At 62.0% G+C, this 20,897-nt stretch carries 22 protein-coding genes; 15 read left to right on the top strand and 7 right to left on the bottom strand.

The window, feature by feature from the left end; translation table 11 throughout:
* Positions 1-103: 103 nt before the first annotated feature.
* On the bottom strand, positions 104-907 hold the full coding sequence (locus NKH67_RS06595; protein WP_352612811.1) for an ABC transporter permease: 804 nt from the start codon (positions 905-907) through the stop codon (positions 104-106).
* Positions 908-990: 83 nt separating this feature from the next.
* Here NKH67_RS06595 and NKH67_RS06590 point away from each other — a divergent pair, with 83 nt between their 5' ends.
* From NKH67_RS06590 to NKH67_RS06555, 8 genes are all read left to right on the top strand, one after another.
* Entirely contained in the window at positions 991-1,140 is a 150-nt protein-coding gene (locus tag NKH67_RS06590; RefSeq protein WP_352469632.1) for a hypothetical protein, read from the top strand.
* A gap of 456 nt (positions 1,141-1,596) precedes the next feature.
* The gene (locus NKH67_RS06585; protein WP_023675522.1) at positions 1,597-1,911 is read left to right on the top strand and encodes a helix-turn-helix domain-containing protein; all 315 of its coding nucleotides are present in this window, start codon (positions 1,597-1,599) and stop codon (positions 1,909-1,911) included.
* Entirely contained in the window at positions 1,908-3,929 is a 2,022-nt protein-coding gene (hyfB, locus tag NKH67_RS06580) for a hydrogenase 4 subunit B (protein ID WP_502893726.1), read from the top strand. The genes NKH67_RS06585 and hyfB overlap by 4 nt, the downstream gene beginning before the upstream one ends.
* Positions 3,920-4,876: a respiratory chain complex I subunit 1 family protein gene (locus tag NKH67_RS06575; protein WP_352469631.1), complete on the top strand. Its 957-nt coding sequence runs from the start codon at positions 3,920-3,922 to the stop codon at positions 4,874-4,876. Before hyfB ends, NKH67_RS06575 begins: the two co-directional genes overlap by 10 nt.
* A complete protein-coding gene (locus NKH67_RS06570) occupies positions 4,876-5,538 on the top strand; it encodes a hydrogenase-4 component E (protein WP_023675519.1) in 663 nt (220 codons plus the stop codon). The genes NKH67_RS06575 and NKH67_RS06570 overlap by 1 nt, the downstream gene beginning before the upstream one ends.
* A complete protein-coding gene (locus NKH67_RS06565; RefSeq protein WP_353030420.1) occupies positions 5,535-6,986 on the top strand; it encodes a hydrogenase 4 subunit F in 1,452 nt (483 codons plus the stop codon). Before NKH67_RS06570 ends, NKH67_RS06565 begins: the two co-directional genes overlap by 4 nt.
* Positions 6,987-7,005: 19 nt before the next feature.
* Positions 7,006-8,523, top strand: a complete 1,518-nt coding sequence (locus NKH67_RS06560) for a hydrogenase large subunit (RefSeq protein WP_353030418.1) — start codon at positions 7,006-7,008, stop codon at positions 8,521-8,523.
* A 12-nt stretch (positions 8,524-8,535) separates the two neighbouring features.
* Positions 8,536-9,075: an NADH-quinone oxidoreductase subunit B family protein gene (locus NKH67_RS06555; protein WP_352452927.1), complete on the top strand. Its 540-nt coding sequence runs from the start codon at positions 8,536-8,538 to the stop codon at positions 9,073-9,075.
* A gap of 190 nt (positions 9,076-9,265) precedes the next feature.
* Here NKH67_RS06555 and NKH67_RS06550 read toward each other — a convergent pair whose 3' ends face one another.
* The 5 genes from NKH67_RS06550 to NKH67_RS06530 form a co-directional block, all read right to left on the bottom strand.
* On the bottom strand, positions 9,266-9,613 hold the full coding sequence (locus NKH67_RS06550; protein ID WP_352469629.1) for a hypothetical protein: 348 nt from the start codon (positions 9,611-9,613) through the stop codon (positions 9,266-9,268).
* 232 nt (positions 9,614-9,845) lie between these two features.
* Positions 9,846-11,150: an NAD(P)/FAD-dependent oxidoreductase gene (locus NKH67_RS06545; RefSeq protein WP_352503128.1), complete on the bottom strand. Its 1,305-nt coding sequence runs from the start codon at positions 11,148-11,150 to the stop codon at positions 9,846-9,848.
* Positions 11,150-12,535 carry a glutamine synthetase family protein gene (locus NKH67_RS06540; RefSeq protein WP_352469627.1) on the bottom strand — a complete coding sequence of 462 codons (1,386 nt, stop codon included), beginning with the start codon at positions 12,533-12,535 and terminating at the stop codon, positions 11,150-11,152. The genes NKH67_RS06545 and NKH67_RS06540 overlap by 1 nt, the downstream gene beginning before the upstream one ends.
* Positions 12,528-13,823: a nucleotide disphospho-sugar-binding domain-containing protein gene (locus NKH67_RS06535; RefSeq protein ID WP_352469818.1), complete on the bottom strand. Its 1,296-nt coding sequence runs from the start codon at positions 13,821-13,823 to the stop codon at positions 12,528-12,530. The genes NKH67_RS06540 and NKH67_RS06535 overlap by 8 nt, the downstream gene beginning before the upstream one ends.
* A gap of 5 nt (positions 13,824-13,828) precedes the next feature.
* Entirely contained in the window at positions 13,829-14,767 is a 939-nt protein-coding gene (locus NKH67_RS06530; RefSeq protein ID WP_353030415.1) for a GntR family transcriptional regulator, read from the bottom strand.
* Positions 14,768-14,998: 231 nt separating this feature from the next.
* Here NKH67_RS06530 and NKH67_RS06525 point away from each other — a divergent pair, with 231 nt between their 5' ends.
* Complete coding sequence (locus tag NKH67_RS06525; protein ID WP_352469625.1) at positions 14,999-16,063, top strand: polyamine ABC transporter substrate-binding protein; 1,065 nt, start codon at positions 14,999-15,001, stop codon at positions 16,061-16,063.
* Positions 16,064-16,075: 12 nt separating this feature from the next.
* Here NKH67_RS06525 and NKH67_RS06520 read toward each other — a convergent pair whose 3' ends face one another.
* Positions 16,076-16,210, bottom strand: a complete 135-nt coding sequence (locus tag NKH67_RS06520; RefSeq protein ID WP_352469834.1) for a hypothetical protein — start codon at positions 16,208-16,210, stop codon at positions 16,076-16,078.
* On the opposite strand from NKH67_RS06520, the gene NKH67_RS06515 reads away from it, so the two are divergent.
* The 6 genes from NKH67_RS06515 to NKH67_RS06490 are packed head-to-tail and all read left to right on the top strand — an operon-like array spanning position 16,170 to position 20,873.
* Positions 16,170-17,012 carry an ABC transporter permease gene (locus NKH67_RS06515; protein ID WP_352469817.1) on the top strand — a complete coding sequence of 281 codons (843 nt, stop codon included), beginning with the start codon at positions 16,170-16,172 and terminating at the stop codon, positions 17,010-17,012. The genes NKH67_RS06520 and NKH67_RS06515 overlap by 41 nt on opposite strands.
* Positions 17,005-17,799 (top strand): ABC transporter permease, encoded by a 795-nt coding sequence (locus NKH67_RS06510; RefSeq protein WP_352452932.1) that lies wholly within the window; start codon positions 17,005-17,007, stop codon positions 17,797-17,799. The genes NKH67_RS06515 and NKH67_RS06510 overlap by 8 nt, the downstream gene beginning before the upstream one ends.
* Entirely contained in the window at positions 17,796-18,869 is a 1,074-nt protein-coding gene (locus NKH67_RS06505; RefSeq protein ID WP_352452933.1) for an ABC transporter ATP-binding protein, read from the top strand. Before NKH67_RS06510 ends, NKH67_RS06505 begins: the two co-directional genes overlap by 4 nt.
* Before the next feature lie 17 nt (positions 18,870-18,886).
* Entirely contained in the window at positions 18,887-20,161 is a 1,275-nt protein-coding gene (locus tag NKH67_RS06500; RefSeq protein ID WP_352469624.1) for a glycosyltransferase, read from the top strand.
* Complete coding sequence (locus NKH67_RS06495; RefSeq protein ID WP_352469623.1) at positions 20,158-20,505, top strand: cupin domain-containing protein; 348 nt, start codon at positions 20,158-20,160, stop codon at positions 20,503-20,505. The genes NKH67_RS06500 and NKH67_RS06495 overlap by 4 nt, the downstream gene beginning before the upstream one ends.
* Positions 20,506-20,528: 23 nt before the next feature.
* Positions 20,529-20,873 carry a cupin domain-containing protein gene (locus NKH67_RS06490; protein WP_352469622.1) on the top strand — a complete coding sequence of 115 codons (345 nt, stop codon included), beginning with the start codon at positions 20,529-20,531 and terminating at the stop codon, positions 20,871-20,873.
* The last annotated feature ends 24 nt before the right edge of the window (positions 20,874-20,897 follow it).

The following is a 20,897-nucleotide window of genomic DNA, read 5'->3' as shown; positions in this document are numbered from 1 at the left end:
CGAGCCGCTGTCCCGAGCCGCTGTGCAGTTTTGGGCAACATGCGTTTGATCGACAAACCCGTGGCCACAAGCGCCGAGGCGTTCCTTGTCGGGACGGCCGGCGCTATCGATTCGAGCGGCCGAGCGCTGTGGACGCAATCAGCAAAACGATCGAGGCGGCGATCAGCACTGTGGCAGCAGCCGCGATGGTCGGCGTCAGCGTGTCGCGCGCGATGGTGAACATCTCGCGCGGCAAGGTGCGTTGTCCGGGACCGGCGAGGAACATCGTCACCACGACTTCGTCGAGCGAGGTGGCGAAGGCAAACAGCGCGCCCGACGCGATGCCCGGCAGAATGACCGGAAGCGTGACTTTGCGGAAAGTGAGGAAGGGCGGTGCCCCCATGCTGGCGGCCGCCCAGAGCAGCCGCCTGTCGAGACCGGTGAGAACGGCCGAGACGGTCACCACGACGAAGGGAACGGCGAGCGAGGTATGGCCGAGGATGAGGCCGGGAAGGGTCGCGGTCAGGCCGGCCATCGAGAAGACGAAATACATGCCGACGCCGACGATGACCACCGGCGCGATCATCGGCACCAGCAGCAAGGCGGAGATCGTGCGCCGACCTGGCAGATTAGGCGCCGCGAGGCCGAGCGCGGCCATGGTGCCTAGCGGCGTCGCCAAAAGTGTCGTCGAGACAGCCAGAACCAGGCTGTTGCGCAGGGCATCCATCCAGGTCTGCATCGAGAAGAACTCGCGGTACCATTTCAGCGACCAGCCGGTGATGGGAAAGGTGAAATCGCCGCTGCTCTTGAACGAGAACAGCACGATGATGATCAGCGGCGCCATGAGGAAAGCCAGCACCATCATGGCCGTCAGCCCGAGGCCGAAGCGGCCAAGCCGGCTGGTGGTGGTTGATCGCGGGGAGGACATCCGGGCCTCCTAGCGCAGACCGGCGCCGCTGCGGCTGAGCAGCGCGTTCTGGATGGCATAAAGCGAGAGCGTGACGACCAGCATTGTTCTTTCTCGGCGGCGTCGTCGGCGCTGTGGGTTTCAAGCATGTCGGCTTCGCGGCGACGTTGTTTCTGGCGGCCATTCTCCTCGTGCTGGCCTCCATGCCAGTCCTGGAGGACGTCTCCGTTCGCATGAGGCGGCTTTGGCAGTAGCGCTGCAGAGCTTTGCCGCATGCCAGATTTGGCAGCACATTCGCGAAGGCGCTGTTCCTGGATTTCGGCAGCTATCTGTTTTGGCCGATCCTGAAGCACGAACACGATGAGATCGGCCCAACGACAAGAGCAAGCGAACTCAGCCATACCCACTCATAGCGTAGAGTGAGGTCGAAGAGATAGCCGACGCGCCCGCGGCGGCTCCAATCGAGTGGCCGGCCGAGATAAGGGCCCATTGCCAGCCCCATCACGCGCAAATCCGAGATGGCTGGCGACAAGACTGGCCGTGACGGGAATGGCCGCATGGCTTTGGTTCGAGGCAGGGCGTATCGCCCGGTTTTCTACAGCCTCAAGACAGATGCGTCACGCATCACTAATTGAATGCGCCGCATTTTAATATATGCTGCAAGACGTAGAGATAATATCTCAAAGCTGATCAAAAAGGGGGATGCGACCGTGATAACTGCTCCACAGTTGCGTGCCGCGAGGGCGCTCCTTGGCATCGACCAGCGCAGGCTTGCCGAATTGTCCGGTCTTTCCGTGCCGACAATTCAACGCATGGAAGCCAGCGAGTCGATTATTCGGGGTAACGTCGATTCTCTCATGAAGCTGATCGGGGCACTTGACCTCGCCGGCGTGGAATTGATCGCTGAAGGCGCCTCCAGCCAAATCGGCGGGCGCGGCGTGCGACTGAAAGCGGATTTTGACCCCGCCAAAATCCTTGGCGGAGTCGATACGGATGCCAAACTCCCCGTGAGGAGCGTGGCGTGATTTCGGGGGCCGCGGTCCTCCTGTGGGGCGTCGCTGCGCTCCTGGGGACTGCGGTGCTTGCGATTGCGGAAAGCCGCAGATCCGACTCGGGAACACGCCTGATCTACGGCTTGACGCTAGGTATATCGGCGGCCGTGCTCATGGTTCTCGCGAGCCGCATCGCCGACAATCCCGTCACCCCGTCGACTGTGGTGTTGCCTCTTGGATTGCCATGGATTGGCGCTCATTTCCGTTTGGATGCGCTGTCGACTTTCTTCCTCATCGTCGTCAACTTCGGCGGCTCCATGGCCAGTCTTTATGGCCTCGGCTACGGCAGGCATGAGTCTGCGCCGCATCGGGTGCTGCCGTTCTTCCCGGCTTTCCTAGCCGGAATGAACCTTGTCGTGGTGGCCGACGACGCCTTCACTTTCCTGCTTTCCTGGGAATTCATGTCGCTCGCCTCCTGGGCGCTCGTCATGGCGCACCATCGCAAGCAGGACAATGCGCGGGCGGGCTACATCTATCTCGTGATGGCGAGCTTCGGCACACTCGCGCTGCTGCTTGCGTTCGGCCTGCTCGCCGGATCCGATGGAACCTACACATTCGACGCGATGCGAGCCGCCGATCCCACCCCGTTCGCCGCTGCTTTCGTCCTGGTTCTCATGCTGCTGGGCGCCGGCTCCAAGGCTGGACTCGTCCCGCTGCACGTCTGGCTGCCACTCGCTCATCCGGCCGCGCCAAGCCACGTCTCGGCTCTCATGAGCGGCGTGATGACCAAGGTCGCAGTCTATGGCTTCATACGCGTTATTTTCGATCTGCTCGGTGAGCCGGCATGGTGGTCGGGTGTTGCCGTGCTTTTCCTTGGCGGCCTGACGGCGGTTCTCGGCATCCTCTACGCGCTGATGGAAAAGGACCTGAAGCGACTGCTTGCCTATAGCACCATTGAAAACATCGGCGTCATCTTCGTAAGCCTTGGTCTCGCGCTCGCTTTCAAGGCGAACGCCATGCCATCGGCTGCAGCGCTGGCCCTCACCGCCGCGCTGTTCCACGTCCTCAATCATTCCTTTTTCAAGAGCCTGCTGTTTTTCGGCGCGGGCGCCGTGCTGACGGCGACCGGAGAGCGGGACATGGAGAAGCTGGGCGGTCTCATCCACCGCATGCCCTTTACAAGTTTTGCCTTTCTCGTCGGTTGCGTCGCGATCTCGGCACTTCCACCCTTCAACGGCTTCGTCTCCGAATGGCTGGCCTTTCAGGCCATATTGCAGAGCCCCGATCTGCCACAATGGGGACTGAAGGTCATGGTGCCCGCCGTTGGCGGTCTGCTGGCGCTGTCGGCGGCACTGGCCGCGGCCTGCTTCGTAAAGGCGTTCGGGATTACATTCCTCGGCCGGCCACGCTCGGCCGCGGTGGAACTGCCGCATGAGGTCGACCGCTACTCGCTGGCGGCAATGTTCATTCTTGCTGCCCTTTGTCTCCTGGCCGGCATTCTGCCCGGTCTTGTGATAGACGGCCTCTCATCGGTGACACTGCCACTGATCGGCAGCCGGATGCCTGTGCAGATGGCCCAGCCCTGGCTTTCTATCGTGCCGATTGCAGCGAGCCGCAGTTCCTACAACGGCTTGTTGGTGTTCCTGTTCATCGCCTTTTCCGCATCCGCTGCGGCATATGTGATCCATCGCTTTGCATCCCATGCACTCCGTCGGGGTCCCGCCTGGGGTTGTGGCTTCCCGGATGTGGTCCCGAGCTCGCAGTACACGGCCGTCAGCTTCGCGCAGCCTATCCGCCGCGTCTTCGGCACGTTCGTATTCCGTGCAAGGGAAACCGTCGAAATGCCGGCACCTGGCGAGACCGGTCCGGCTCGTCTGAATGTCGAAATGCATGATGTGATCTGGGAGACGCTGTACCTGCCTATCGGCCGTGCCCTCGACTTTGCGACCGACCACCTCAACCATCTGCAGTTCCTGACGATCAGGCGCTACCTGACCCTCGTCTTTCTCTTTCTCATTGTCCTGCTCCTGGTGCTCGCACTATGGCCGTGATTCGCGAGTTGGCCGTTCAAGGCGCGCAGATGGCGCTGGTGCTTTTTCTGGCGCCGCTCCTGACCGGATTCGTGCGCAAGGTGAAGGCACGGCTCTTGCGCCGCCAGGGTCCTTCCCTGATCCAACCTTACCGCGATCTCTTGCGGCTGATGCGCAAGGAAGTCGTTCTGGCGGACAACGCATCCTGGCTGTTTCGCGTGACGCCCTATCTGATCTTTGCCACCACCTGGGTCGGCGCGGCGCTCATCCCGACATTCGCCGCCGGCCTCACATTCAGTTGGACCGCCGATCTCATAGCCATCGTCGCACTGCTGGGAAGCGCCCGGTTCTTCCTGGCGCTGGCAGGCATGGACGTCGGCACGAGCTTCGGCGGCATCGGCTCGAGCCGCGAGGTGATGATCGCTTCGCTGGCCGAACCCGCCATGCTGCTCATCGTGTTCAGCCTGGCGCTCGTCGCGGGTGCTACGCAACTCTCAACGGTCGCCGCCTTCATGGGGTCACCGGAGGTTGGCTTGCGGGTGTCGCTCGGGATGTCGCTCATCGCCCTCGTGATGGTGGCGATCGCCGAAAACGCCCGCATACCCGTGGACAACCCATCGACCCATCTGGAACTCACCATGGTTCATGAGGCGATGGTGCTGGAATATTCCGGTCGCCATCTGGCGATGATCGAGTTTGCCGCCTTCCTCAAGCTTCTGCTCTATGTGTCGCTGATTTCCTGCGTCTTCCTACCTTGGGGACTGGCGAGCGCCGGGGCAGGACTGGAATCCCTTGCTCCGGGTGTCGTCGCCTATGTCGGCAAGCTTGCCGTCTGTGGCGTTCTCCTCGCCGTGTTTGAGACTGCCATCGCCAAGATGCGCGTCTTCCGCGTCCCGGATTTCCTCGGGGCAGCGCTGATGCTGGCCCTGCTCGGCACGCTCCTGCTGTTCGTCTCACGGAGCCTCTGATGAACGGCCTCACCTTCGACATCGCTCACCTGCTCGCCGGCGGCCTGGTGCTGGTCAGTTTCATGATGCTGTATCAGGATCGCCTCTTTGCTCTGATCAACGTTTTTGCGCTTCATGCAATCGTGCTGGCCCTGTCCGTAGCTTGGCAGGCATACATTCAGGACGCGCATCATCTCTACGTCACGGCGGCGATCGCCCTCGTCTTCAAGGCGATCGTCATTCCTGTCGGGCTTCATCGCATCATTCAGCGGCTCGGCATCCATCGTGACGTCGAGACCGCCGTCGGCATCGGTACGACGATGCTTGCGGGGATAGGCCTGGTGACCCTGTCCATGGTCCTGATGCTGCGCGTCACTCCCGAGGCTGATCCCCTCGCCCGCGAGGACCTGGCTTTCGCGCTGTCCATCATTTTGCTGGGGCTGCTGGTGATGGTCACCCGCCGCAACGCCGTCAGCCAAGTTGTCGGATTCATGTCGCTCGAGAACGGTCTGGTCCTCGCCGCCACGGGGGCCAAGGGCATGCCTCTGGTTGTCGAGATCAGTGTCGCCTTCTCGATCCTTATCGCCTTCATCGTCATCGGAGTCTTCCTGTTCCGCATCCGCGAGAGGTTCGACTCAGTGGATGTCGGCGCGCTCGACGACTACAGGGGAGAACACCGTTGACCGCGTTTTCCCTCGATGCGGTGGCCGCCATTTTGCTGATACCGATCTTCGCGGCCGCACTTCTGGCGGCGCTGCCGAAATACCGGATATCGGCGGGCGTCAATATCGCTGCGAGCTTGCTGACCGTGCTCGCCGCACTGTCGCTTCTTGTCACCGACCGCCCGCAGCCTGGGCAGTATCTGCTCGTCGACGATCTCAATATCGTCTTCATCGTGCTCAACACATTCGTCGGCTTCACCACCAGCGTCTTCAGCGCTTCCTACATTGCCCACGAACTGGAGAGCGGGCGGCTGACAGTCCCGAACTTGCGGTTCTATCACGCAATGTATCAGGTCATGATGTTCGGCATGAACCTGGCGTTCGTGTCGAACAATATTGGCTTGATGTGGGTGGCGGTGGAGCTTGCCACGCTGACCACCGTGCTCATGGTCGGCATCTACCGCACGCACGAAGCGCTGGAGGCCGCCTGGAAATATTTCATTCTGGGCAGCGTCGGCATCGCGCTCGCACTGTTCGGCACCATCCTCGTCTACATGGCTGCACAGCCGGTTGTTGGCGAGGGGACGAATGCGATGGTCTGGACGGTGCTCATCGCTCACGCCGCGCGCTTCGATCCGGCTCTGCTCAATGTCGCCTTCATCTTTCTGCTGCTCGGCTACGGGACGAAGGTCGGCCTTGCGCCCTTACATGCCTGGCTGCCAGACGCGCATGCTGAGGGTCCAACGCCGATTTCGGCAGTGCTGTCGGGCTTGCTGTTAAACGTCGCACTCTATGCCGTGCTGCGCTTCAAGCTGTTGCTCGCGGCAAGCCCGGAAGCGATCGCACCTGGGTCATTGATGATCACGATGGGACTGACGTCGCTTGTCTTCGCGGCCTTCATGCTCTACCGCCGCCGCGACATCAAACGCCTGTTCGCGTACTCCTCGATCGAGCACATGGGCATCATCGTGTTCGCCTTCGGCATAGGAGGCCCGCTCGCCAATTTTGCCGGGCTGCTGCACATGGTCATGCACAGCCTGACCAAGTCGGCGATCTTTTTCACGGTCGGCCACATTGCCCAGGTCAAGGGGACACAGAACATCGCCGAAATCCGGGGACTGACGGAAACACATCCTGCCCTTGGCTGGGCGCTCGTCATCGGCGTCGTTGCCATTGCCGGCCTCCCTCCGCTCGGTATCTTCATGAGCGAATTCCTGGTCGTGAGTTCGACATTTGCAAGACACCCTCTTTTGGCGATGCCGTTGGTTTTCGGGATTCTGCTCGCTTTCGGCGCCCTGCTGCTTCGACTGACCGGCGTCGCTTTCGGCGAACCGCGCGGCAGCACTGCACCCGCCGAGGCGTCCTACATTCCGATGTATTCCCACTTGGCGTTGGTGTTTGCCGCCGGCATCTATCTGCCGCCACCGCTGGTCACATGGTTCCAGCACGTCGCAAGTATCCTGGGGTGAGCAGAGGAGAGAAAAGAGCATGCCTGCGCTGATCGACCTCATCCTTGCTGGCCAACGTGTCGAAAATCATTTCCCGTGGTCGCGCGCCGTGGTGACTCCGAAAAAATGGGGCTTTGCCGTCGAGCAACTGGCCGAGGGCCACTGGAGCTTGCTCGGCCTATGGGGTGAGCCAGGCGCCGTCCACATGGCACTTCTCGATGAAAGCGCCGGGGACATCGGCGTTGTCAGCCTGGAATGCCCCAGTGGCCGCTACCCATCGGTCGGCCGGCTGCATCCGCCCGCATTGCGGCTCGAACGTACGGCTGCTGACCTGTTCGGGCTCCTGCCACAAGGCGCGCCTGATACGAGACGGTGGCTTGATCATGGCCATTGGGGTGTCAGCTATCCGTTGAGTACCCGCGTCCGGACGTCTGCTGCGACTGCCTTCCCGTACAGTTTCCTGCCTGCCGAGGGGGAGAGCCTGCATCAGATCCCGGTCGGGCCCGTGCATGCCGGCATCATCGAGCCGGGCCATTTCCGGTTCACGGCAAGCGGTGAAACGGTCGTCCGGCTGGAGCAGCGCCTCGGATACGCGCACAAGGGTATAGAAGGCCTGATGGCGGGGTCAGATATCGACCGTGCAGCCAAATTGGCGGGCAGAACCTCTGGCGACAGTACCGTGGCATACTCCCTCGCTTTTGCCCGCGCGGTCGAGGCGGCGCTGGGTGTCCAGGTTCCCCCACGCGCGGTCTGGCTGCGAGCGCTCATGGCCGAGTTGGAGCGCCTGGCCAATCATCTGGGCGACATAGGCGCTATCTGCAATGATGCCGCCTTCGCGCTTATGCATGCCCACTGTGGGGTGCTGCGTGAGCGCGTATTGCGGGCAAGCGATGCTGCCTTCGGTCATCGTTTGATGCGCGACTGCATCGTGCCCGGAGGCGTGGCAAGCTTCCTGAGCGATGAGGGCACGACAGCGCTCAGGTCCCTGATCGCAGAGATCAGGCAGCGGTTTCCCGCGCTGGTCGAGCTCTACGACAACACGGCGTCGCTGCAGGATCGGACTGTCGCAACTGGCCGGCTGAAGGTGGAACTCGCTCGTCAATATCGCGCCGGAGGCTACGTTGGCCGGGCCTCCGGTCGGGACTTCGATGCCCGACGCAATCTCGCTTATCCACCCTATGGCGAACTCGCCTTCGATGTACCTCTTCTCCAGGAAGGCGATGTGAACGCCCGTGTATGGATTCGTATCCACGAGGTCGAACAGAGCCTGTCCCTGATCGAACAAGTCCTGCGACAGCTGCCAGACGGGCCGATCCGCGTCGATTTCGCGCAGACAAACCGATCGCATGAAGGCATGGCGCTCGTCGAAGGTTTCCGCGGCGACATTCTGGCCTGGCTGCGCATTGGCAAGGGCGGCTTGGTCGAGCGCTGTCACCTCCGTGATCCGTCATGGTTTCAATGGCCGCTCCTTGAAGCGGCGATCGAAGGAAACATCGTTGCCGACTTTCCGCTGTGCAACAAATCGTTCAACTGCTCTTATTCGGGCCATGATCTCTGAAGGCACGCTGTCATGCGCAAGCTTCTTTTTGAAAGCCTGATACGCCCCCCTCTCACCGAGCGTCCGCCGTTGGCAAGCAGCACGGCAGTCGACGAACTCGCACGCGCGCTCGATGGGGCTGCTCACAAACGATTGGGGCGAAGCCTGTCGATCCGGGCGGTCGATGCTGGTTCCTGCAACGGCTGCGAACTTGAGATGCACGCGCTGAACAACGCCTTCTATGACATCGAGCGTTTTGGGATCCGGTTCGTCGCATCGCCGCGCCATGCCGATGTACTGCTCGTCACCGGGCCGGTCACAAAAAACATGCGCGAGGCATTGAAGCGGACCTACGACGCAACACCCAACCCAAAATGGGTGGTCGCACTGGGAGATTGCGCAGGCAATGGCGGCTGTTTCGCCGGCAGCTATGCGGTGGTGCGCGGAGTGTCCGAGGCCTTGCCTGTCGATCTGCACATTCCAGGTTGTCCGCCGCCGCCAATCGAAATTCTGAAAGGCCTGCTCGCCTTGCTTGAGGGCGTGAATTCCAAGACTGGTGCTGCCCGAAGGTGACTATGTAGAGGCTTTGCCAAGGTTGGCCTTGTCGCTGCATAGATCCAACCAATGCGTAGCCGTGAGTTTAAGGGCATCAGCCAACCTCGGTCCCAAAATTGGAAGGCGCTCGGCGGCGAGAACGGCTAGTCTAAAACGCCTGCTTTTTCGCCGGCAGCCCAGCGCTTTCGATCGAAGGGGAACCCGTTCCCTAGTCCGAAATGGTTACTTGCGCTGCAGCTAATGTAGTTACAATCTTGTGCAGTCGGAAGCTGCATGGGCCGGCCAGGCGCGAATACGCCTTCGCCGGCGTCTCAAGGCAGTCGACCACATTTTTGCGGTGCTCTAAGGGGGAAACAATGAGATTGACGATTGTTTGCGCGGCAATTGTGATGGCCGTATCCACCGCCGCCGTTGCGCACGAGAAAAAGAGAGTGGTCAGTACAGAAGTAACGTCGGCCGGCGCCGACCTGTCGGGCAGCACGATCAAGAAAAACAGGGAAACAAAATTGGATTGCAGTTCAACCGGAACTGTCTCCAGCGCGATTTCGAAAGACAAATCGGAGCCGCGCCTGGGCTATGAAACAGTTAATCCTGCAATCATATCGATCTATTAGCTGAGGAAATAGCAGGCAGGTCTATCGGCGCTCAGGCTTCGGGAGCAGGGCACGAACCGACTCGCGACCATTGCCTGCGGACCATATTCAAGCATCGATCAAGTCGGACGCCGCCACGAAATCAGCCGTTAATCGCTTGGTGGCGGCGCTCGGCCTCATTGCGCATGCCTGCGCTCAATGTTTGATGCGGTCACGCATTGCGTACCAAAGCATGCCGAGCACATAGAGCGGGCCGCGCAGCGCCGTACCGCCGGGGAACGGCAGCGGGCTTAGGGTCGAAAACAGATCGAGCCGCGAAGCATCCGCGGTGATCGCCTCAGCGAGCAGCTTGCCCGACAACGTCGACAGGATCACCCCCTTGCCCGAATAGCCATGCGCAAAATAGACGTCGCCATAGCGACCGACATGCGGCAGGCGCGATGTCGTCACCGAGACCAGCCCGCCCCAGGCGTGATCGATGCGGCGGCCGCGCAATTGCGGAAAGGTCTTTTCCATGTGCGGCCGCACGAAGCCGGCAATGTCGGCGGGCGGCGACGGCGTATAGCGCTCGCCGCCGCCGAACAGCAGGCGTCCATCCGCCGACAGCCGGTAGTAATTGACGACGAAGCGCGTGTCGGAGACGGCCACATTGCTTGGGACGACGTCGGTCGTGTCGCCCAGCGGCTCGGTGGCGATGATGTAGTTGCCGACCGGCATGATGCGGCTGTTGACGCACGGCTCAAGCCCGTGGAGCAGCGCATCGCCGGCCAGTACGACATGCCTGGCCCGGACCGAGCCTTTGGCCGTCGAAACCCGGGGGGAAGGTTCCCGCTCCAGCCGCAGCGCCACCGAATTCTCGTGGATGGTGACGCCCGCCGCAGCCGCGGCGCGAGCAAGACCGAGCGTGTAGTTCAGCGGATGCATATGGCCACCGAGCTTCTCGTACATCGCGCCGTGATAAGGTGTGTTCACCATTCCGCGCGCCTGCGCTGCCGACAGCATCTCGACATCATGAAAGTTCATCACCGTAGAAAGGCACTCGGCCTCTTCTTCGAGGTCGCGCAGGTCGGAACCGTTGACCGCACCGGCCAGATGGCCGGTGAGCCTGAGGTCGCAATCGATGGCATGGCGCTCGATCAGACCGAGCACGAGGGCCCGCGCCTCGAAGGCGAGATCGAACAGCGCCCTCCCCCGTTCCGGCCCATATAGCTTGACCAGCCCCTTGGCGCCCTTGCGCAGGCCGGGGATCATCTGGCCGCCATTGCGCCCCGACGCCCCCCAGCCGATCTTGCCGCCTTCGAGCAGCACCACCTTCAGGCCGAGTTCGGCTGCATGAAAGGCTGCGGAGAGGCCGGTACAACCGCCGCCGACCACCACCAGATCGGCGTCGACGTCGCCCTGCAGCGCCGGATGGTCCGGAGCCGGATTGGCCGTCGCGACATAGTAGGATTTGCCGATATCCAGGCCGGAGTTGAAGCCCCCAGAATTGAAGCCCATCATCACACCTTGAGCAGCAGATGGTCGCGTTCCCAAGAGGTGACGACGCTCTGGAACAGGTCGAGCTCAACGCTCTTGACGCGCAAATAGGTCTGGAAGAAATCCTCGCCGAGCACCGCCCGAACCGGATCGCACGCAGCGAAGCGGTCGAGCGCCTCTTCCATGGTTTTGGGCAGCGTGCTCCTGCTGCGATAGGCATTGCCCGGCGCTTCCGTCGAACGAGCGATCTTCTCCTCGACGCCGAGATAACCGCAAAGCAGCGAGCCGGCTATCGCCAGATAGGGGTTGGCATCGGCGCCGGGCAGCCGATTTTCCACGCGCCGCGCGGTGCGCCCGCCGGCCGGCACACGCAGACCGCAGGAGCGGTTGTCGTGCGACCACTCGATGTTGGCGGGTGCACTGTGGTTCGGCCGGATGCGGCGGAACGAATTCACGTTCGGCGCAAACAGCGGCATCACCTCGGGAATGTATTTCTGCAGGCCGCCGATGAAATGCCCGAACATCTCGGTGTCGGCGCCGTCACGCCCGGCAAACAGCGTGTTGCTGGCCTCGTCGACGACAGACATGTGGAGATGCATTGAGCTGCCGGCTTGTGCGGCTATCGGTTTGGCCATGAAGGTCGCCTGCATGCCACCTTCCTGCGCAGCCTGGCGCGTCATTCGCTTGAACAGCAACACCTTGTCTGCCAGCGGCAGCGCGTCGCCATGCAGGAAATTGATCTCCAGTTGGGCCGTGCCCGATTCATGGATGAGCGTGTCGAGCGGCAGTCCGGCTGCCGCAGCATAGTCATAGAGGCGCCGGATCACCGGCTCGAATTGCTCCAGTGCCGCCATGTCATAGGGATGCTGCACGCTTTCGGAGCGGCCATTGCGCCCGACCGGCGCCGTCACCGGCCAGTCGGGATCGGGATTGGGCGCGGTGAGATAAAATTCAAGCTCCGGCGCCACCACCGCCCGCCAGCCGCGCTGGCGATATAGATCGAGCACGGCCTGCAACACGTGCCGCGGCGAAGCCATCCACGGCCGGTCGTCCATGTGGAACGCATCGGCGAAGACATAGGCCTTGCCTGGCCCGCCACCGGGCGCCAGACAGAGTGTTGCGACATCCGGCACCATCCGCATGTCGGGGTCCTGGTAGGCGAACCCCTCGTCGACGGAACCGGAATAGCGGCCGTCGATGCTGACCAGGAACGCGCTGCTCGGCAGATAGAGTGCTCGGTCCTCGATCGCCTTGAGGAACTTGGCCGCTGGCAGGGCCTTGCCGCGCAGCACGCCGTTCATGTCGGGCACCAGGCACTCGACCTCGCTGACAGCGTGAGCGGCCAACCAGTCTTTCGGGTCGTTGGTGCCGTTCATGGTCGAGGCATCCGTTGTTGTGGTGTCAAGCATCAGGTCGGGTCCTTGCGAGAGCGAGAATGGCTTCGGCAGCCACGTCGGTTCCGGGTGTCAGCGCCATATGCACTGCATTCTCCCGGAGGCGTGCGCGCATTGCAGCATCGGCCATCAGGCCGAGAATGCTTCGCTCCAATTCGTCTTCCGTCCAGCCATCGCGGCTGATGTGGCGCCCGACGCCGGTTTCTTCGGCACGTTGCGCATTGTCATGCCCGTCCCAGCAATAAGGCATGACCAGCGACGGCACGCCGAAACGCAGTGCTTCGCAAAAGCTGTTGTTGCCACCATGATGAATGAAGAGGTCGCATTTCGCCACGACCGAAGGCTGTGGAAACCAAGCATCGAGATAGACATTGTCCGGAACGGCGCGATAGCTGTCGCGCAGACCTCCGGCATTGACAATGAAGCGGGCCTGCAGCCTGTCGAAAACGGCGAGCATGCGCTGGATCAGGCCGACATCCATGGCGCCAAGACTACCGAAACTGACATAAACCAGCGGTCCGCCATTGCGCGGAAAGACCGGCACGTCGAACGGCCCTTCCGAGCGAACGCAGCCTTCGAGATAGACGAAGCTGGCAGGGTCGAGCGGCTCGGCGCGCTGCCTTCGCACAATCGTTGGGGTCAGCAGCAGATTGAGGGCGGGCGAAGGTTCCAGAAAAAGACCCGTCGGCAAGGGCGCAAGACCGGCGTCGGTCCGAAGCCGATTGAAGCGGTCATGGGCCGGAGCGACCGCTGCCAGGTAGCGCGCCTCGAACGCCGCGCGGCTCGGGTCGTCGGCGGCGAGACCGGACAGATAGGGTGGCACATTGGCATCGGGAAGCTCGGTTTCGGCGCAGGAGACGACGCGCACCCACGGGCAGCCGGCGGTCGCCAATGCCGGGAACATGACGACGTTGTCGAGCACCACGGCGTCCGGCTTCAGCCGCGCCAGCAATTGGCGCAGCGGCGCCTCGGCGTTGACCGCAGTGTCTACGATTGCTTGCCAGGTCGGGGCAACGTAGGTTTCTAGCTGATCGATGGGGCTCAGCCTGAAATGCGGCAGATGACGGCGCACGAAGGCTTGCCAGTAGCTCTGGCGTTCGCTGTCGGTCAACGGATCGTCGGTCGGCAACTGGTATTCCTGAAACCCATAGTCGGCGAACACGCCAGAAAAGCCGGCATGGCAGATGAACACCGGACGGGCGCCACGAGCGCGCAGGGCCTGCGCTATGCCAACGCAATTCAGCGCAGCGCCGAAGCTCGCTTCCGGAAACAGTGCGATGGTCGGGCTGCCTTTGCGCATGATCCTCGTTATTCCGGCCGGCTGATCATGCCGAACAGCGCGGGCGCCCCGCGACTGGCCGCCTGCGGTCGCTGGCTGCGGGAAAGTCGCAGATGGACCCGAAGCAGATCGGCTGCAACCTCGTACTGCTGGCTCTCCAGATGGTCGAGTATGGTCAGATGCTCGCGCAATGATTGCTTCAGCCGGAAGACATTGACGCCGGCATACGTTCCCGGCAGCCGGCGCAGCCTGAGATGATCGGCCAACGCCTCGGCGACGAAGCGGTTGGCGGAGCCACCGGCGATCATCCCGTGAAAATCGATGTCCAGCCGTTGGAACTCTCTGGAATCGAATGCCGCGTCGGGCAGAGCCAGCAGCATTTCCATACCCTGTCGCAAGGCTGCCGCGCGCGTCCCATCCAGTCGGAACCCAGGCGCCAGAAGGGCGGCGGGTTCCAGCAACAGCCGGAATTCATAGCTCTCCCCTTGTGCGCCAAGATCGTCCGGCGCTCTCCTGAAAAGCCAGGACTGCCCCGGCGCGCGGTCCAGAAGATTTTCCTCGGCCAGTTTCTTCAGCGATTTTAGTACCGTCCTGCGCTCGGCATTATACCGTCGCATCAGCGCTCCGACGGTGACCGTCTGGTCCAGCCGGCGCGCCGAGCGGTCTCGCAGGATCATGTCGGCAAGTTCATCCTCCTCGGCGCTCGGCAGGTCGGCGGCGACGGTCGCCTGGCTCGTGAGGTCTACCGCCAAGCGATAGCCGGACTCAGCCTCCCATTGAACCACGCCTTTTTCAGTGAGCAGACGCAGCGCGGCCCGCACCGGAGTTCGGGATACGCTGCAGAGCGAAGCGATCTGCTGCTCCGGGAGATGAGCGCCGGGTTCAAAGCCGCGTTTCCGGGCCACATCGAGAATGCGCTGTGCAAGGTCGAGATGGTTGGTGCGGGGACGTCGAGCTGCAACTTGCATGGCAATTCTCGTGAAGGATTTGGCGGCTGAGGTTTGGCCGATTGCCCTTGCGGATGCGATCGGCCGGGATTCACCGTAGTTTGACAAATTATGGATTGACGTACTTTTTTCTGCAATAGTACTGTGAGATCAATCGGCAATAAAAAGACCGGGGAACAGGATCAAAGCGGCTACGGCTGCAGGCGCTGGTCCGACGACTAGTTCGATGATCAACCAGAATGGGAGTCTGTCATGACCACCACGCACCTGCGGCACCGTCCGTTAAGGAAGTCCTTGATCGCACTTGGCCTTGGCCTGGCGCTGTCAGCGCCGGCGGCTGCCTCCGACCTCGTTATCTCCAACTGGGACGGCTACATGGCGCCGGATGCCATGAAAGCTTTCAAGGCGGCGACCGGTGTCTCCGGTGAAGTCGTGGTTCACGCCACTAACGAGGAGATCATGGGCAAGCTCGTCGCGTCCGGCGGCAAGGGCTATGACGTGGTCTTCGTCTCCTCGCCCTTCGCCGAAGTGCTGAACAAGCTCGGCCTGATCGAGGCGATCGACCATGCCAAGATCCCTAACCTCGCCAATCTCTATCCCGAGGCGGCGAAGCTGCCGCACGACGCCGGCAACAATTTTTCCGTGCCCTACACTTGGGGCACCACCGGCCTTTGCTACCGTTCGGATCTGGTGAAGGCGGAGCCGGTGAGCTGGAACGACCTTCTCGCCCCGTCCGATGCGCTCAAGGGCAAGACGACGATGCTGGCGACCGACCGCTGGCTGCTTGCCGCCGGCCAACTCGCCAAGGGCTATTCGGTGAACGAGACCGATCGGGCAAAGCTCGGCGAAGTCAAGGACCTGCTGATCTCGGCCAAGAAGACCTTGCTGGCCTATGACGACACGACCTTTTATTCAAAGCTGGTCTCGGGCGAGGCGCTGATGGTTCAGGCCTGGGATGGCTGGTGCAATTACGGGATCGCCGAGAATCCACAAATTAAATACACCATACCGAAAGAAGGCTCGGATCTCTGGGTCGATACGATGGTCGTGATGAAGGCATCGGCCAACAAGGACGCCGCCTTCCAGTTCATCAACTTCATGCTGGACGCCAAGAACCACGCCTGGGCGGCCCAGAACATCGACTACAAGGTACCGAACAAGCCGGCTATGGAAAGCCTGCCGGCGGATTTTCTCGCCAAATTTCCCAATATGAGCATGCCGGTGGCAGAGTTGGTCAAGTTCGAGCAGTTGCGCGATGTCGGCGATGTCCAACGCGATTACTCGAAGATCGTCAGCGAAATCAAGGCCGCGCAATAACCGACATCAAAATCAGAGATCCCGGTCGACGGCGGGGTTTTCGCCGCCGACCATTGAATGCGGTACCGCAATCTTGTCCCAAACAAGACTTCGCTCATCCTTGCTGATGACGCCGGCGCTGGCCTGGCTCACCGCCTTGATGGTCATGCCATGCGCGCTGGTGCTGGCGCTCGCCTTCTTCCGGCGCGGTATCTATGGCGGCATCGATTACACTTTCACGCTGGAGAATTTCGGGCAGGTGTTCGACCCGCTCTATGCCGGCATCTTCCTCAATTCGGCGCGCATTGCCGGCACGGCAACCCTGGTCGCGGTGGTGATCGGTTATGCCGCCGCCTATGCGATCGCGGCAGCACCCCGGCAACTGCAGCCGGTGTTTCTGTTCTTTGCCGTCTTGCCCTTCTGGTCCAACTACCTGATCCGTACCTATGCCTGGATCGTGCTGCTCAACCGCGAAGGGCTGATCACACAACTGCTGCGCTGGTTCGGCTACACCGGCGAGCCGCCGTCGATGCTTTATACCGAAGGCGCCGTCATCGCCGGTCTGGTCTACAACTATCTGCCCTTCGTCATCCTGGCCTGCTACGCGCCGCTGTCGCGGCTCAATCCGGAGCTCGCAGAGGCCTCGCGCGATCTCGGCGCGTCGGCCGTGACCACATTTCGCCGGGTCATCCTGCCACTGACCGTGCCGGGTATCGCCGCCGGTGCTGTTTTCGTCTTCGTGCTGTCGATCGGCAATTTCGTGACCCCTGCTCTGCTCGGCGGTGGGCGCTTCCAGATGATCGGCAATGTCGTCTACGAGCAGTTCCTGACCGCCAATGACTGGCCCTTCGGTGCGGCACTGGCAATGGTGCTGATCGCCATCATGCTGCTGGTGCTGACGGCGCAGGCCCTGGCTGCTGATCGCGCCTCGGGCCGTGCCGCCGAAGCGAGAGGAGGCGCCGATGGCTGAGCGCTCCCTCGCCACGAGGCGCGCGCTCTGGCTCGTGCTTTCACTGGTCCTGGCCTTCCTCTACATCCCGATCGCCGTGCTGGTGGCGCTGTCGTTCAACCAAGGCGGGCTGCCGACCGTCTGGTCGGGCTTTTCGCTGAAATGGTATGTCTCGCTAATCGGAAACGCCGCAATCCTTTCTGCCGCGCTCAACACATTGATCGTTGCGCTTGTCTCGACCGCCATCGCCACGCTGCTCGGCACGCTGCTGGCGATCGGCGTCGAAATACGCCGGCAATACGGCAAAGGTCTCGAGGCGCTGATCTTTGCGCCGATGATCATTCCCGACATCGTGCTGGCGATCGCGCTGCTCAGCTTCTTCTCGATGCTTGATCTCACCTTGGGCCTGCACACCATCATCCTCGCCCATGTCGTCTTCAATCTCGCCTTCGTCTGCTCCGTGGTGCGCGCGCGGCTGAAAAGCTTCGACTGGTCGATCGTCGAGGCCTCTGCCGATCTCGGTGCTTCCGCCCTCACGACATTTCGGCGGGTGACGTTGCCGGTGATCCTGCCTGCCGTTGTCGCCGGCGCGCTGCTCGCCTTCACCCTTTCGGTCGACGAATTCATCATCGCCTTCTTCACCGCCGGCGCCGGCCGCGCCTCGACCACGCTGCCGATGCAGATCTATTCGATGATTCGCTTCGGCATCACGCCGGAGATCAATGCCTTGGCGACTATCGTCATGGCGGTCTCAATCACCGCGCTGACCCTGTCGCAGCGGTTCAACCGTGGGGTGATCGGCCAATGAACGAGCCCCGCACGCTGCTGGCGATCGACAACGTGTCGAAGAAGTTCGGCCGGGTGACGGCGGTCGACGGCATTTCGCTGGATATCCGCGAGAACGAGTTCTTCGCCTTGCTTGGACCTTCGGGCTGCGGCAAGACAACGCTGCTGCGCATGTTGGCCGGCTTTGAGACGCCCAATGACGGGCGCATCCTGCTCGACGGCCGCGACATCGCCAGGACCCCGCCCAATAAGCGGCCGGTCAATCTGATGTTCCAGTCCTATGCGCTGTTTCCGCATATGAGCGTCAGGGCCAATGTTTCCTACGGCCTCGAAATGGAACGCTTGCCTGCAAAGGAAATCCGCTCCCGTGTCGACGCCATTTTGGCGACGACCGAACTCGTTGCCTTCGCCGACCGCAAGCCGGAGCAATTGTCCGGCGGCCAGAAACAGCGCGTCGCGCTTGCCCGAGCGCTGGTCAAGCGACCACGGCTGCTTCTGCTCGACGAACCGCTTGGCGCGCTCGACAAGAAATTGCGCGGGGCCATGCAACTGGAGCTGAAGCGGCTGCAGCACGAGGTCGGCATCACCTTCGTCATCGTCACCCATGATCAGGAGGAATCGCTCGTCATGGCCGACCGTATGGCAGTGCTCAGGGACGGCAAGCTGCTGCAATGCGATACACCCCATGCGGTCTACGAGCATCCGGGGGACCGTTTCGTCGCCGACTTCATCGGCGTCATGAATTTCGTGCCGGGCAAAGCCGCCGGCGACGGCGTGCTGGCAAGCAACGGCGTGCGGATCGCCGGCGATGTTCCCGCAACAATTTCGCCCGGCGCTGCGGCGGTAGCTTCAGTGCGGCCCGAACGCATCCGGCTGTTCCCGTCGGCAGAAACGGCCAACCGTATCTTCGGCGCGGTCGAGGCGCTGGCCTATCAGGGACTCGATCTGCAGCTGCACGTCCGCACCGCCCTGTCGCCAAAGCCGTTCCTGGTGCGCGTCACCGCCGACGCCGCCGACCGCCGCCCGGTCTCGTCGGGCGATACAGTCGAGCTCGGCTGGGATGCGGCTGACGTCAGAATTTTCGCGGATTGATCGAAGGAGAACCTCTCATGGCGCAGAAGACGATCGCGTTCTTTCCGGAGGCCGCCTATGGCCCCGCGCTCAATTCCGTCGGCATAGCCCAGGCGATCGAGGCGCGCGGCCACAGAGCGGTGTTCCTGTCGGACCCCGGTTTCGTCGACGTCTACAAGGGCTACGGCTTCGAGGCTCATCCGGTGAACCTGTCCGAGCCGATGCCGCCGGAACAGATGGCCAAGTTCTGGGAAGACTTCATCAATGGCCACATCCCGAACTTCCGCAAATCGCCCTACGACCAGGTCGACAATTACGTGAAGGATTGCTGGACGGCGATCGTCGATAGCGCCAAATGGGCTGAGAAGGATCTGCCTGGCGTGCTTGCGACGATCAAGCCTGACGTCATCTGCGTCGACAACGTCATCCTGTTCCCGGCGATCAAGCAGTATGGCAAGCCCTGGGTGCGCGTCATCTCCTGCTCGGAAAACGAGATCGAGGACGAGGACATCCCGCCACATCTGTCCGGCTGCGGCGAGAACGACCACGCCTGCCATCGGCGTTACCGCGACCGTTTCAACGCCGTCATCAAGCCGATCCATGACGACTTCAATGCGTTTTTGAAAGCGAACAACGAAGCGCCGTATCCGATCGGCCAGTTTTTCGAGGCCTCGCCGTACCTCAATCTGCTGCTCTATCCCGAGGCGGCGAAGTTCAAGCGCCGCTATCCGCTTGACCCGGCAAAATTCCAATATCTGGAAGGCTGCGTGCGGCAGGAGAAGCCCTACACCGTGCCGGTTTTTGCGAAGAATAATGACGGGCCGCTGCTCTATGTTTCCTTCGGCAGCCTTGGCGCCGGCGATGTCGATCTGCTGAAGCGCATCGTCGCAATGTTGGGCAAGACGGGCTACCGGGCGCTGGTCAATGTCGGCGGCTACAAGGAGCAGTACGCGCAAGTGCCCGAAAACGTCATCGTCGAGAGCTGGTTCCCGCAGCCATCGGTCATCCCGCAGGTCGATGCGGTGATCCATCATGGCGGCAACAATTCGTTCACCGAGTGCCTGTATTTCGGCAAGCCGGCGATCATCATGCCCTACGTCTGGGACGGCCACGACAATGCGACGCGGGTCGAGGAGACCGGCCACGGCTTCGGCATGCCGCGCTACGACTGGAGCGACGCCGAGCTCATCGCCAGGATCGAAACCTGCCTGACCGACCCGGCAATCAGGGCCAAGCTGGCCAAGACGTCGGCCCAGATGCAGTCGCAGAACGGCCCGGAGAAAGCGGCTGCTTTGCTGGAGAAATTGCTGTGATCTCTGCCCCACACCTCCACCAAGCCTCGACCCGCACCGACCTCGTCGACTGGGGCACCCAGCCCGACGCGCTGGAAGGCGCTTCGCACTCCACCGGCAGGCTGGTGCACAAAGGGCGGAACAACCAGCCGGAATCCGGCATCTGGGTCTGCACGCCCGGTCGCTGGCGGCTGGCGATTCCGCGCGACGAATTGTGCCATTTCGTTGCCGGCCGTGCGACCTACAGATCGGTCGACGGCGAGGTGATCGAGGTATCCGCCGCCACGGTTGTCATGTTCCCGGCCGGTTGGACCGGCGAATGCACCGTCCACGAGACCATCCGCAACGTTTACATGCTGGCCTAAAGCCGGCCACTGGAGCTCCCGACATGCCGACACCGATCATGAAATCGCCGCTCGCCCTCACCGACCTGGTCGACTGGGGCGTCATCCCCACCCTGATCGACGGCGAATCCCGCACTTCCGGCAAGCTGCTGCACAAGGGGCCGGAGGGCCGCTCCGAATGCGGACTGTGGGTCTGCACGCCGGGCAAATGGCACTGCCACGTCACCCGCGACGAGTTCTGCCATTTCCTCGAGGGACGCTGCACCTATGTCCACGAATCCGGCGAGGTGATCGAGATCGAACCGGACACCGCAGCGTTCTTTCCCCAGGACTGGAAAGGCGTCTGCACCGTCCACGAGACCATCAAGAAAGTCTACATGATCCGCTGAACCTTCTCGACAATTCTACCCTAC

It is taken from the genome of Mesorhizobium sp. M0968, from assembly GCF_040319065.1.
Taxonomy (GTDB): Bacteria; Pseudomonadota; Alphaproteobacteria; order Rhizobiales; family Rhizobiaceae; genus Mesorhizobium.
The sequence above is the reverse complement of the archived record's forward strand: the minus strand, read 5'-3'. Positions and strand labels throughout refer to the sequence as shown.